The sequence below is a fragment of the Arachidicoccus rhizosphaerae genome (assembly GCF_900107765.1).
Taxonomy (GTDB): Bacteria; Bacteroidota; Bacteroidia; order Chitinophagales; family Chitinophagaceae; genus Arachidicoccus; species Arachidicoccus rhizosphaerae.
In genome coordinates, this window is sequence record NZ_FNQY01000017.1 from 19,395 (window position 1) to 33,234 (window position 13,840).

The following is a 13,840-nucleotide window of genomic DNA, read 5'->3' on the forward strand; positions in this document are numbered from 1 at the left end:
TTAGTTTTTTATGCGTTAAGTAATGCCACTCTTTTTTCTACTGTTTCAAGGGATTGTCTGGTATGGTCACCCTTTTCATAGAATTTGCCGGTGGCGGCAGCGGTGGCGAAATCCACGGTCTGTTGTGCTGAAAGGCCGGCCGCATTGCCATATAAAAGTCCTGCCATAAAGCAGTCCCCTGATCCGGCTCTGTCCGCAATCCCGTCATAATCTTTCTGCCTGGACTGATAAAGTACCCCTTTTTGATACAGGCAGCCAAAATACCGAACCGCTTCTTCGCTTTGTGGCGCATTGAACCGGAAAGTATAACCAACCTGCTGACATGTAGGATAAGCCTCAGTGAGTTTTTCAGCGCTTTTTTTTGCAAAGATCGCTAAAGCATCCGGATCCATGGTCTGGTCTGCTCCTGACTCCGGGTCTATGCCCAGCATCTGACCTGCTGCCCAGATATTACCCATAATAAAGGTCGCATGGCTGGCAATGGCGGGAATAATATCAATAGGAGCTTTGCCATATTTCCATAATTTGGAACGGTAGTTCAAATCTAAAGATATCGTGATTGCCCGCCTGCTGGCGGCTTCCACCAGTGCCAGGCAGCTGTCCGCCGCAGTTTGGGAAACTGCAGGAGAAATAGCCGTTAAATGCAGATGGCTGATTCCTTGCAGATAAGCATCAAAATCAACATCCTTCGGCGTTAATAAGGAAAAAGCCGAATAGGCTCTGTCATAAACAACCCCTGCACTTTTTAAGTCGGCGCCGGGTGTCAGATAATAGGTACCTATGCGGCCTTCTTTTTCGATAATGGTACGGGTGGTGACATGACCCTGGTTTAAATAAACCTTCAAAAGGTCCGTTACCGGACTTGCCGGTAAAGCAGTACCCATGGCTACGGGTATCTGCCAGCCGGCAAGAGCCATTGCTACATTGAGTTCGGCTCCGCCGATATAGGAAGACAGCCCCCCTTTGGCGGGCCAGCCCGCTTCAGGGGAAAGTCTCAGAAGTAGTTCGCCAAAACAAAGGATTTCTTGCATCCTGCTATTCAATTATTTATTATTTGAGTGAATGATTCTTTTGTTGTTAAATCCGGTATTTATTCCGGTGGTTATTTACTATCCAGCAATTGGGGCCAGCCAAAGTAACGGGCCGCATTATTGAAGCAAATGTCCTTGATGACCTGCTGAATCCAGTCAAGTTCCTGAGCAGGTAATTCCCCGTTTTCTACCTCATGGCCGAACAAATTACAAAGAATTCTTCTAAAATACTCATGTCTGGGATAGGAAAGGAAACTTCTGGAATCTGTCAGCATACCCACAAAGCGGCTTAAAAGGCCCATATTGGATAAGGCATTCATTTGACTGATCATGCCTGTTTTCTGGTCAAGGAACCACCAGGCGGCACCAAACTGAATTTTTCCGATAGTCCGGCCGTCGTTGAAATTACCGGCCATGGTTGCGAATATCTCGTTATCAGCCGGATTCAGGTTGTAGATAATGGTTTTGGTCAGCTGATTGCTATCATCTAAGGTTCTGAGGAATTTAGAGAGTGCAACAGCCTGTTTAAAATCACCGATGGAATCGCAGCCAACATCTGCTCCCATTTGCTGTAACAGCCGGGTATTATTATTGCGCAGCGCGCCCAGATGAAATTGCTGCACCCATCCCTTTTGATGATCCCATTGCGCAAATTTGAGCAGTAAGGCAGATTTAAATTTGCGGTTTTGAGACAGTGAAATGGTGTTGCCCTTACGTAACTCATTGAAAACGATTTCAATCTCTTCATTGGTAAAGTCTTCTGCATAGATTTCTTCCAGACCATGGTCGGACACGGAGCAGCCCATGGTAGCAAAGAAATCATGCCTGTTTTTTAGCTGGGTCAGATAGTCTTCATAACTGCTGATCTGATGGCCGGTTGCTTTTTCCAGTAAGGCGACAAATTGATTAAAGGCGGCCGGGTCTTCCGGAGCCATGGCTTTATCGGGACGGAAGGCTGGCAATACCGGAATCTCAAAACCGTCGTCTTTTAATTGCTGATGCCATTTAAGATCATCCGTCGGATCATCAGTAGTGCATACTGTTTTGACCCCCATTTTACGCAGTAAATTTTTAACGCTGAATTGCGGTGTACGCAACATGGCGCTTGCCTTTTCATAAATGGCATCCGCAGTTTTTTCGCTTAACAGCTCTGTTATGCCAAAATAACGCTGCAGTTCCAGATGGGTCCAGTGATATAGCGGGTTACGCATGGTATAAGGAACGGTTTTAGCCCACTTAAGGAATTTTTCCTTGGATGGCTTATTGCCGGTCATATAAGATTCATCGATGCCATTGGCCCGCATGGCTCTCCATTTATAATGATCTCCGCCAAGCCATGCTTCAGTAATATCGTTGAACTGATGGTCCTCTGCAATTTGCTGGGGAGAAAGATGACAATGGTAGTCAATGATGGGCATGTTTTCTGCCGCTTCATGGTAAAGCTTCTTTGCTGTTTCTGATTCTAATAAGAAGTCTTTGTCTAAGAAAGGTCTCATTTGTCTTTAATTTTTTCTGTTTTGAGGTCCTGGCTGCATCAGAGGGAGGCCTTTTATTATTTACCAGAAAGGTCTGGTATATGGTAAGTGGTCTCCTATAATCAATTCACCAGCCGGACAGGCTATAAATTAAATGATACTTAATAACTAAATACTATTCGTTATTTTTCAGTTATGGTCAGCAATTTACAAAACATCCCAGTACAAGTACCGGGGTCTCTGTTATTTATTTACGCAACCGTTACCGGAAAACCGGTCAGGGGACTTATATTTGGGTTGAATTGTCTAAACGCTTAGCGGCCTTAAAGGGGGAACCATGAAATTTGAACCTGTTACGATTAAACAAATGGCCCGGGATCTGAACCTGGGCATATCCACTGTTTCCAGAGCATTGCATGATAGTCATGAGATCAGTGAGGCCACCAAAAAGAGGGTGGTGGATTATGCCCGTAAGGTGAATTATATCCCGAATCCTATTGCATTGAGTCTGAGGGCTAAGCGAAACAGATCCATTGGTATTGTCATCTCTCAGTTCAATAATCCTTTTTGTTCTCAGGTCGTCAATGGTATGGAATCCGCCTTTTATAAGGCGGGATATCAGGTGTCTATCGTGCAGACCAGTGAATCGACTGAAAAAGAAATGAAAGCCATTCAGTATCTGTCTTCCAGGGTGGACGGACTACTGGTTTCTATCTCTTCTGAAACCAAGAGTACGGAACACTTAAAGGATTTATATGAGAAAGGTATGCCGATCGTGTTTTATGACAGAATCTGCAGGGACATCCCTACGCATATGACGCTTTCTGATAATTACCGGGGGGCTTATGAAGCCACCAGGCACCTGATCGGTCAGGGTTGCCGGAAAATAGCCTTTGTGGGCGGGGCAGCCACCCAGCCCATTGTTCAGGAGCGTCGGGCAGGTTATCTGAGCGCTCTGGAAGATGCCGGTATTACGGTGGAGGACAAATGGATTCATTTTCTGCCCAAAGGGGGAGTACATTATGTAGAAACGGAAGTCGCCATGGAACGACTGCTCAGGCTGCCCAGGGATAAAAGGCCGGACGGATTACTGACGGCCTGGGATAAAGTCACGGCCGATGCCTATAAATATTTAAGGCGTCATAATATCCGGATGCCGGAGGAGCTGGCTTTAATTGGTTTTTCTAATTTTCCCTTAACGGACTATGTCTCACCCAGTCTGTCTGTTGTACAGCAACAGTCCGAAAAACTGGGTGAAGTCGCAGCCGGCCAGCTATTGGCCTTACTCCAATCCAAAAGAAAACCACTCAAATATCAGACAGAGGTACTGATGCCGGAAATTATCATCCGCGAATCTTCTTTAAAACTAAAATCCAAAACTGAAGAGCAGCGGGCAGTGTCTAAAATCAAAGGCGCTAAAAAAAGATAGCCTATCTATGCCGCCCGGGCCGGTAGTCTCCGTATAAAAAAGTTATAAGAAATATTTTTCCGGTCCGCTTTGATTTAAAAGGGGTTAACGGAAAAGTGTGCGGCTGTTGTCCTATTTGGTGTGAAAATGTTTTCAGTCAAACTTGTTCGTCTTATATATTTTGCTAATTTTACATTTTAACACCATGTTGGCATACGAATCATATACAGACGAACAGCTGACTCTTTTGTTAAAAAAAGAGGATGTAAAGGCCTTTGAGGAGATCTATCATCGGTACTGGAAACTGATGTTTTCGATTGCACATGCAAAACTGAGCAGTATTGCCGATACCGAAGAGGTGATTCAGGATATTTTCTCTGATTTGTGGAACAGAAGAGGGGTTGTTGAGATCAATAACTCCTTGAAATCCTACCTGGCAGGCGCCGTTAAATTTCAGGTGTATACCCAACTTGCGGCCCGTTACCGGTTAAAACAAAACCAGGAAAACCTAGCCGCGACTATAAAGCCCGGGCAGGACCTGGCTGCAGATGAAATTTACCGTTTAAAGATGATTCAGCAAGAATTAACGGCAGCGTCCAATGAACTGCCGGAGCGGTGTCGGTTAATTTACCAACTAAGCCGGGAACAGGGATATTCCAATAAAAAGATCGCTTATGAATTGAAAATCTCTGAAAAAACGGTGGAAACTCAAATCACCCGTGCCCTGAAGCATTTACGTGCTGTTCTGCAGGGAATTTTATCTTTTTTATAATAGTTATTAGGAGTAAATAACTTATAAATTATAATAAAAAATATTTAAATTTTTATTATAATTTTGTAAGGGGTATTTACATTTTGTTATACATGTATATTAAATAGGTGTTAATGGAGCAAGGGCAACATAAGGATGTCGCATATTTTGAGCAGCTGGCCGACCGGCTTTTAAAGGGAACGATTACCCCCGAACAAAGGCAGCAGCTGGATCAGTGGTATATGGAACATGTGGGAGCGGATGCCCAGATTCCATCTGTGTATGTACATAGTGAGAAGGAGCATGAACAGGTCCTGCTTGAAAAATTAAAAAACCGGCTTGTTGTTCCCTCTGGCAAAAGCGCCAGGCATCGACCATTATTTTTGTGGACCGCTACCGCGGCGGCCTGTTTATTACTGGCCTTGTTGGTTACGGAAATTTTTAAGCCTGCAAATATTTCTAAAACGGAGAACAAGTCCAGGTTAACGGCATTAGGAGACCTGGCTCCCGGTCATGCAGGTGCTGTACTTCATTTATCCAATGGTTCTACACTCGTATTGGATAGCATCGAGGACGGAACACTGATTAACCAGGATGGTATACAAATCGTCAAAGAAAACGGGCAATTGAAATATATCGGTACAAGTGATAAGGTGGTCTATAATGATATTGTTACCCAAAGAGGCCGGCAATGGAAAATGACCTTGCCTGATGGGACTGAAGTCTGGCTCAATGCGCAGAGCTCCTTACACTACCCGATATCATTCAAAGGACAAAAAGAAAGAATTGTTCAATTGACGGGGGAAGCCTATTTTAAAGTGGCGCATAATGCTATGCAGCCTTTTAAGGTGCTGGCAGGCAAAACCGTAATAGAGGATATAGGAACAGCCTTTAATGTAAATGCTTATCAGGATGAACCCGGTATTGTAACTACCCTGGTGGAAGGGGTTGTAAAGGTGGATGATATTTTACTGAAGCCCGGACAGCAGGCCTCCCAAGGCAGCGATGGGCAGATCAAGTTGCAAATGGTCAATACCAGTGACTATACGGCCTGGGTGAACGGGCAGTTATCCTTGGATAATGTCACTGTAAAGGAGCTGATGCGTCAATTGTCCAGATGGTATGATGTGGATATTATTTATAAAGGCGATGTCTCCAATATCCGATTAGGGGGACTTATTGACAAAAAAGTTTATTTATCCGATATAATTTCAGTTTTAAACGCATATGGTATTCATTTAAAATTGGTTGACAATACTCTGATTGTCTCTCCCTAAAATTTAAGAATAAAACTTTTAAAAAATCAGCTGTTCAAATGAAAATGAACAGAGGAGGCTATTATATCCATAATAGCAGGAGGCACCCTTATGTCTGAACATTAATGCATTTGATTTATAATTTTTTTATCTAACCCAAAACTTTGAAAAAAAATATGGTTAACAACACAAACAGCCACCATTGTTATAATGGTATCAGGCCCAGGATAGGTTTGCTGAAAATTCCACTTGTGGCGCTAATGTTTTTATTGATTGGACTGCAGGTGAGTGCAAAAGGATACGCGCAACAGGTGAATTTGCATCTGAAAAATGCGACTTTAAAAACAGCCTTTGAAAAAATCAAAGAACAGACGGGCTATTCTTTTTTATGGAAGCAGTCATTAATAAATAATATACCTAAAATTACCGTTGATGTGACAGGTGCCGATATCAATACGGCCCTTAAAGCCTGCCTGGCAGACATCGAATTGACCTATTCCATTAAAGGCAAGATGGTTTATATTAAAGAAAAGGCTCCTGCCGAAACCTTGGCATTGCAGACTCCGGCCCCCTTGCAACAGGAGATACACGGAAAAGTAACGGATACAACAGGAAAGGCGATAGAAGGAGTTACCGTTAAAATCAAATCTGGCAATGCCGGGGTGTTTACGGATCAGAACGGGCATTATTCCATCAGTGCAAAACCAGGTGATGAACTGGTATTCACCTATGTAGGTTATGAAATGCAGGAAGTAGTGGTCAGCTCCGCCACGGTGATTAATGTAGTTCTTAAGGAGCAGCAGTCCTCCCTTAACGACCTGGTCGTAGTGGGGTATGGAACGCAAAAACGTGTTAATTTAACAGGTTCTGTGGCTACGGTTGGTGGTGATCAGCTGACCAACAGACCTGTTACGAATTTAGCGTCGGCGTTGGCAGGAACGGCACCTGGTGTAAGAGTTACCCAGGGGAATGGTGACCCCGGAAATGAGAGTGTATCTATTCAGATTAGGGGAGTAGGTTCATTTAATAATAGCTCTCCGCTGATCCTGGTGGACGGGGTAGTGGCAGATATGGTGCCCCTGAATACGGATGATATTGAAAGTATTTCTATTTTGAAAGATGCGGCATCGGCAGCTATTTACGGTTCAAGAGCAGCCAATGGTGTAATTTTAGTAACCACTAAAAAAGGCAAAAGGAATCAATCACCCAAAGTGAATTTTTCCGGACTGTATGCCAGTGAAAAGCCGGTGACAGATCTTAAGTTTATGTCCAACACGGCTGACTGGATGGAATTGCACAATATTGCGAAAGTCAATGCAAACCCAACATCTACTTCACCTGATTATGCCTATTCTACTATTGACGAGTGGCGTGCCGCAGATAAGGATCCTAACGGGATGTATACAAATCCCGTTACAGGACAGACCATTCCCAATTGGTTGGCTTATCCAAATACAGACTGGGCGCAGCTTTTATTTCAGCCGGATAATTATCAGCGCTATGGCGTTTCCGTCTCCGGTGGTAGTAAAAATACCAGTTATTTAATGTCTCTGGGATATCAGAATAACCCCGGGACCTTATCTAATACAGGATTGCAAAGGTATAATGTGCGTATTAACCTGGAATCCAAAATTGCGGATTTTATCACCTTTGGTACACAGACTTATGCCACAAAGGAATTTAAAGATCCGGGAAGTACCTCTATGACCTATCTATTGCAGGCTTTCCCTGGAATGACGCCAATATATAAAGGGTTATACGGAGCAAGCGAAGATCCGAATACGACGCAAAAAGATAATCTGTTACAACAGGTAGCAGCCACCGGCGGACAAAATGATTATTCAAGGATTAACACATCCTGGTATGTCAATGCAGATGTATGGAATGGTATTGTTGCCGAAGCCCGGTTTAATTATAGCCAATATATCAGGGAGGATGAGCACTATAGCAAAAACCTGCCTCGTTACAGTTTCAGGGAAAGTTTTGATACACCTAAAGAAAATATAGGCAATCTGGACCAGGCAACAACTTATCGTTATTCTTACAAGTCCACCAGTTATACAGCGGACCTTTTAATGCGGTATAATCATAGTTTTGGCAAACATGATGTTGGCGGTCTATTGGGGTACGAGCAGTATTATGCTGAAAATAGCGGATTCAGTGCAACGATGAAAGGGCTGCTGGATTGGAGCGTGACAGATATTACCTCTGGCGCTACCATGGAGTCTATTAGCGGATCTGCAAAAACAGAATATGCAATGTTGTCCTATTTTGGCAGATTGAATTATGCTTATGATAATAAATATTTATTTGAAGCGAATTTCAGATCAGATGCATCTTCAAAATTTGCACCGGGGCATCGCACCGGTCTGTTCCCTTCCTTTTCCGCCGGATGGATTATTTCCAAAGAGCCCTTCTTTTACTCAAATGCGGTTAATTTTTTGAAATTAAGAGCTTCTTACGGAACCCTGGGCAATACGGTAAGTGGGAATTACGATTGGCAAACCTTGTATAAAGACGTAAATAATGTCTTCAACGAACAGGTTTCAAATGGGGTGATTCAGTCTACCATTCAGAACCTTGCATTGTCCTGGGAAAAATTAACGACTTATAATCTGGGACTGGAAGCCAGATTTTTACAAAACAGATTGAGTTCTGAAGTAGATGTTTATTATAGAAAAACTTCCGATATCTTAACGGCTGCCATTATTTATCTGACCATGGGTAATATCAGTGCGCCAATGTCTAATACTGCTTCTCTGGGTAATAAGGGAGTAGAACTTACCTTGGGATGGAATGATAAAGTGGGTGATTTTCATTATGGTGTAAGCGCCAATGTTAGTTACAATAACAACAAAGTAACCAGCTTTAAAGGCGCCTTAAATTATCAGCAGGATCCTTCTACATCGGATATCTGGGGTAATCCGACCTGGCGTTATACAAACTTAGCAGATGTTTCAACCGGTAGTGATACCAGAAGAGTAGAAGGGCATATGATTGACGAGTGGTTTTTAAGAAAACCCTACCAAGGAAACGGAACTTATATGAATGCCGATGGTTCTGTAAATCCTAACGGGGGGCCAAAAGATGGGATGGTTCGTACAAAGGCTGATCTTGAATGGGTGAAGTCCATGATTGCAGCGGGTTATTCTTTTAATAATAATACGGTTGGTTCCGGTGCTGCAAATATCTGGTATGGCCAGTTACTCATGGCGGACGTGAATAATGATGGTAAGTATGGTAATGACGATGACAGAGAATTTACCGGAAAATCAAGCACTCCGAAATTTAATTTTGGCTTTAACATGAATGCCGCCTGGCGGGGATTTGATTTGAATGCCATCTGGGCCGGACGTCTGGGCTCCTATAGTTATATTAATGAAAGAGGTGCAAATGGCTCAATATTGTCCAATACCGGAGACGGGCTGCCTGCTGACGCGTGGACCAAATATTATTTTTATGATGCGGTAAAAGCAAATTCGGATTATGATAATTATGATCCGGCTACGGACCCGGATGCAAATGTAAACGGGAAATATCCCAGATTACTTTCCTCTACTTCCATTATGACAACTAATACTTTTTATTTATATAACACTTCTTATTTAAAATTAAAATCACTGCAAATTGGTTATACATTCCCCAAAAAATGGCTGGCCAGGACTAAAATCAGTGATTTGCGGGTATTTGTTTCCGGGGAGAATCTGTTGACCATAAAGGATAAGAATTTTGAGGGAGTTGACCCCGAATTAGCGGGATCCCTGATTGTCTATCCTATAGCTCGCCTTTTCTCTGGTGGCGTTACACTTACCTTTTAAATGATTAAAATAAAAGACATGAAAAATATTATAAATAGCATTTGCAGACTATGGGTATTAGTGGCTGGTGTCCTTATCCTTTCTACTTCTTGTAATAAATTATTGGATACGGTGCCAACCAATGAAATTTCTTCAGGAACAATGTGGACGACGGAAAGTCTCGTCGATCAAGGTGTCATTGGTGTTTATTATTCTTTGCAGCACCCCGTTCAAAGTAACGGCCTTATTGGGACGAGTACCAATATTGGATATTATGGTTATGAAGCCTTTGGTATGACGGGCCAGGGAGAATACGGGCTCAATAATTTGTTTACCAGTGCGGTAAACCCCAGTAATTCATATTTCTCATTTCAATGGAAATGGTTTTATGATGGGATCCACCGTGCAAATGATGCAATTGCCCATATCCCGGATGCTCCCATGGATGCGGATAAAAAAAGCAGATTAGTCGCAGAATGTAAAGTGTTGCGTGCATTTTTTTATATGCGGTTAAATGAGTTATATGGTAAAAACGGTCTGGGCGTTCCCCTTTATACGACACCCATTAATCCGGATGAAGCAAATAAGCCGCAAAGTAGTGAGAGCGATGTGTGGAATTTGGTCATTCAGGATTTAACCGATGCCATAGATGAACCGAATTTACCCGATAACCAGATCGGGGGCGAAGGCAGGGTCAGTAAAGGGGCCGCTTACGCATTCAGAGGCCGGGCTTACCTATTGACTAAACAATGGGATAAAGCAGCTGCGGATTTTGCCGAAGTGGGTGAAATGGGATATAGCCTGTTCCCGGATTATAGAAAACTGTTTAAAAAAGAAAATGAACGCTGTCAGGAGATGATTTTAAGCGTTCAATATATTGAGGATCCTACCGGATACGGTACGGCGATTCAGAAATATTGCGCTGCCTTCCAGCAAGGGGCGCAGGATAGCCGGGGCTGTTGGACAGATCTGCAAGTAACCCCTGCACTCGTTAATTTATACGAAGAAGTACTGGATGATAATACGGTGAAACCATTTAAATGGGAGGATTATCTGCCCAATTGGGATAAAGTGAGCGCCGATGGTACGGCCAACAGGAAAGTGTTTTTTATCAGGGATGAAAAGGTAAATGACGAAGAAATTCACCCCACCATTACGACCGCAATCAATTCGGAATTAAATAAGTTATCCGCGACAGCCAAGGCATTATATCTGCCCGAAGGTAATGAAGCGCGTATAAAGGAAGCATATGCGCATCGTGATCCCAGACTAGCCTTTAATGTTGTTACTCCTTATGCAAACTTTGAAGGCGTGAATAGTAATTCAACAGCAGAAGGTATGTATACCTATCGGTTTCCCGTTACCGGTAAATATTATGTTGATCAGTCAGGGGCGGAGCCGAATCTGAATAAAAATCTGCCAAGTACTTATTATACCTCAGGATGCTGTAATGCTCAGGCGGAATTTAAGTACATACACCGGAAATTTATCGGAGAAGGGCTGGAATATATGAGAAGGGAACAGAATCCCGTAGACGAGCCCATTATTCGCTATGCGGATGTATTACTGATGTGGGCAGAGGCGCTGGTAGAAAAAAATGATCTCAAAGGCGCGATGGAAAAGGTTAAAGAAGTTAGGGACCGGGTGGGCATAGCTACGATAGCTTCCTCTTTTGCAGATCAGAATACAGCCAGAAATTATGTCCGGGATGAACGACGCCGTGAATTAGTTGGTGAGGGGGTTAACTTCTTTGATGAAATGCGTTGGGAGACATTAAAAGATACGAAGTTCTCTGAGAAGTTCTCCCAAAACACCTGGGGAGGAACAGAAAGTACAGGAGGTACTACCTATGAGTGGATTGGTGACCAGTGGTATACCTGGCCGGTTCCCAAAGCAGAAATTGAGTTGAATAAAAACCTGACGCCTACACCAGGCTGGATATATTAGGATAAATAGTGGTGGAAAGGGTTACCGGAGGTTTATTATAAAAATCTTCTGTAACCCTTTACATTTAAATGGAAATCCAAAGTATGCAGTCTGCTGTCTTCCGTCCTCTCGCGGTGGGGTATCAAATATCCATTGTTGTATTTTCTTATTTTCAGAAATGTTTCAGAAATATAATCCCGGTCCTGACTTTTTTAAATGCGGTTTACGGGGATCTTTTAAAGAGCGCAAACGGTTGCATTCTAATTGGATGACGGTAAAGTGCTAAAACTGAAATCTATTTTCTATTTTTAAGGGACCTATTTACATCCGAGCCTGCTAGATTTAAATTGATTTCTTTTAATTAATGTATTATTGAACTTTTTATTTATGAAATTTTCTTTAAATCGGTTATCATTTTATCTGTCCTGTATTGCTGCGGGAAGCGTTTTATTAATAGCCAATCCTTCTTTGGCGGGACCCTTAGATTCAGGACATGCGAATTATGTGCATGCTGAAAACTTTTCCACAGATAAATTCTTCAGGGATACAATGCCGGCTATTATTCCACTGCCCAATCATTATGAATTACCGGAAAAATTTGCCGGTAAATATTTTGTCTTTAAAAAGAGTACTCCGATTGTTCTGGATCAAAAAGCCGGTGTGGTCATAGATGCTGATGTGCGTCGTCAGTGGCAGGCTTTAATAAAAAAGAATATATCTGTATTACTGGGACTTGATGTGGATCTTCCTTTTGCAGGTGTTTCGGATAAAAATAGCGCAAAGCAAGCGGGCAGGATTGTTATGCGTTATCTGGAAAATTCCGGCACCCGGAATGGCGAAAAGCATAATGGGAATAAAGGCCATTACCAGTTGCAGATATTGCCGGATCAGGTGGTAATTACAGCAGGTGACGCTACCGGTTTTTTCTATGGACTAATCAGCCTGATGCAACTAGGAGGGCATTACGCTGTCAATTCCGGGTCAAAAAATGATTTGCGGATTGCCTGCTGGCAGATAACAGACCAGCCTAACTATCAGTGGCGGGGGCTTATGCTGGATGAATCCAGACATTTTTTCGGTAAGTCTGAGGTCGAAAAACTGCTTACCTGGATGGCTTATTATAAACTCAATAAGTTTCACTGGCATTTAACTGATGAGCCGGCCTGGCGTTTTGAAGTCCCGGGCTATCCAATGCTGACCCGTATAGGTGCCGTGGGCAATAAGACGGATTCGACAGCCGCGGCCAGGTATTATAATGATGAGGAAATTAAGGAAGTGGTTAGCTATGCGAAGGTACTTGGCATAGAAGTTATTCCTGAGATTGATATGCCGGGTCACGCAACGGCAGCCAATAGAGCTTATCCTGAGAATAGCGGAGGAGGAACCGGTAAATTTGCCAATTTTACTTTTAATCCGGGCAGAGATAGTACGTACAGTTTTTTGACACATATTCTGCGGGAAGCCCGTCAGATTTTTGGAGCCGATCTGGTGCATCTGGGCGGGGATGAAGTGTCTTTTGGTAACGGCAGCTGGGGGGAGTTACCCGCCGTAAGACAATTAATGGACCACCATCAGCTAAAGGATAATAAAGCTGTCGAAGCATATTTTTTGAGACGTATGGCCGATTCTGCCTTGACATTCAACCGGAAAATAGCCACCTGGGATGAAGGCGCGGACGCCGGACTGAATCCCAAAAACACGATTATCTTCTGGTGGCGTCATGATAAGTTGGATGCCCTTAAAAAAGCTGTTCAGGGAGGCTATGACGTGGTGATGTGCCCAAGAATACCGCTTTATTTTGATTTCGTTCAGGACAGCAGTCACCTGGTGGGTAGAAAATGGAGCGGAGCCTACGCCTCTTTAGAACAGGTGTTTGATTTTTATCCTCCCGCCTATACCGGACACATGGATAATATTGGCAGTGTGCTGGGACTCCAGGCGAATCTTTGGACAGAAACAGTCCAAACCACCAACAGGTTGGATTTTATGCTGTTTCCCAGGATGGCAGCGCTCGCTGCCGCAGGATGGACGAAACCGCCGGTCAGAAATTTTTCACATTTTGAAAAGGTGTTAAAATCTGATCTTAAATTATACCAGAAGGCGGGTTTGTATTATTATAATCCATTTGCGCCGGCGCTGACGCCTGAACCTACAAAGTAATATTACTTGCATTGCTCTTAAAGAAAATAACAGAAA

The 13,840-nt window shown here is 43.2% G+C and carries 8 protein-coding genes; 6 read left to right on the forward strand and 2 right to left on the reverse strand.

Annotated features, from left to right (window positions below; translation table 11 throughout):
- Window positions 1–8: 8 nt before the first annotated feature.
- Together BLU80_RS13680 and uxaC are read right to left on the reverse strand one after the other, a co-directional pair.
- On the reverse strand, window positions 9–1,031 hold the full coding sequence (locus BLU80_RS13680; protein WP_091399591.1) for a sugar kinase: 1,023 nt from the start codon (window positions 1,029–1,031) through the stop codon (window positions 9–11).
- A 71-nt stretch (window positions 1,032–1,102) separates the two neighbouring features.
- The gene (gene uxaC / locus BLU80_RS13685) at window positions 1,103–2,527 is read right to left on the reverse strand and encodes a glucuronate isomerase (RefSeq protein ID WP_091399593.1); all 1,425 of its coding nucleotides are present in this window, start codon (window positions 2,525–2,527) and stop codon (window positions 1,103–1,105) included.
- A 316-nt stretch (window positions 2,528–2,843) separates the two neighbouring features.
- Between uxaC and BLU80_RS13690 the strand changes: the two genes are divergently transcribed.
- The 6 genes from BLU80_RS13690 (at window position 2,844) to BLU80_RS13720 (ending at window position 13,804) form a co-directional block, all read left to right on the forward strand.
- Window positions 2,844–3,935: a LacI family DNA-binding transcriptional regulator gene (locus BLU80_RS13690; protein ID WP_091399596.1), complete on the forward strand. Its 1,092-nt coding sequence runs from the start codon at window positions 2,844–2,846 to the stop codon at window positions 3,933–3,935.
- Between the two features lie 184 nt (window positions 3,936–4,119).
- Window positions 4,120–4,686, forward strand: a complete 567-nt coding sequence (locus BLU80_RS13695) for an RNA polymerase sigma factor (RefSeq protein ID WP_091399598.1) — start codon at window positions 4,120–4,122, stop codon at window positions 4,684–4,686.
- Between the two features lie 113 nt (window positions 4,687–4,799).
- A complete protein-coding gene (locus BLU80_RS13700) occupies window positions 4,800–5,942 on the forward strand; it encodes a FecR family protein (protein ID WP_091399601.1) in 1,143 nt (380 codons plus the stop codon).
- Between the two features lie 155 nt (window positions 5,943–6,097).
- Window positions 6,098–9,739 carry a TonB-dependent receptor gene (locus BLU80_RS13705; protein ID WP_091399603.1) on the forward strand — a complete coding sequence of 1,214 codons (3,642 nt, stop codon included), beginning with the start codon at window positions 6,098–6,100 and terminating at the stop codon, window positions 9,737–9,739.
- Between the two features lie 18 nt (window positions 9,740–9,757).
- The gene (locus BLU80_RS13710) at window positions 9,758–11,665 is read left to right on the forward strand and encodes a RagB/SusD family nutrient uptake outer membrane protein (protein WP_091399606.1); all 1,908 of its coding nucleotides are present in this window, start codon (window positions 9,758–9,760) and stop codon (window positions 11,663–11,665) included.
- Window positions 11,666–12,031: 366 nt separating this feature from the next.
- On the forward strand, window positions 12,032–13,804 hold the full coding sequence (locus tag BLU80_RS13720) for a beta-N-acetylhexosaminidase (RefSeq protein WP_091399610.1): 1,773 nt from the start codon (window positions 12,032–12,034) through the stop codon (window positions 13,802–13,804).
- The last annotated feature ends 36 nt before the right edge of the window (window positions 13,805–13,840 follow it).

Excerpts from the sequence above, each read along its gene's own strand:
- BLU80_RS13695 (WP_091399598.1), top strand. The coding sequence starts at position 4,120 with ATGTTGGCATACGAATCATATACAGACGAACAGCTGACTCTTTTGTTA.
- BLU80_RS13720 (WP_091399610.1), top strand. The coding sequence starts at position 12,032 with ATGAAATTTTCTTTAAATCGGTTATCATTTTATCTGTCCTGTATTGCT.
- BLU80_RS13690 (WP_091399596.1), top strand. The coding sequence starts at position 2,844 with ATGAAATTTGAACCTGTTACGATTAAACAAATGGCCCGGGATCTGAAC.
- uxaC (WP_091399593.1), bottom strand. The coding sequence starts at position 2,527 with ATGAGACCTTTCTTAGACAAAGACTTCTTATTAGAATCAGAAACAGCA.
- BLU80_RS13680 (WP_091399591.1), bottom strand. The coding sequence starts at position 1,031 with ATGCAAGAAATCCTTTGTTTTGGCGAACTACTTCTGAGACTTTCCCCT.
- BLU80_RS13700 (WP_091399601.1), top strand. The coding sequence starts at position 4,800 with ATGGAGCAAGGGCAACATAAGGATGTCGCATATTTTGAGCAGCTGGCC.
- BLU80_RS13710 (WP_091399606.1), top strand. The coding sequence starts at position 9,758 with ATGAAAAATATTATAAATAGCATTTGCAGACTATGGGTATTAGTGGCT.
- BLU80_RS13705 (WP_091399603.1), top strand. The coding sequence starts at position 6,098 with ATGGTTAACAACACAAACAGCCACCATTGTTATAATGGTATCAGGCCC.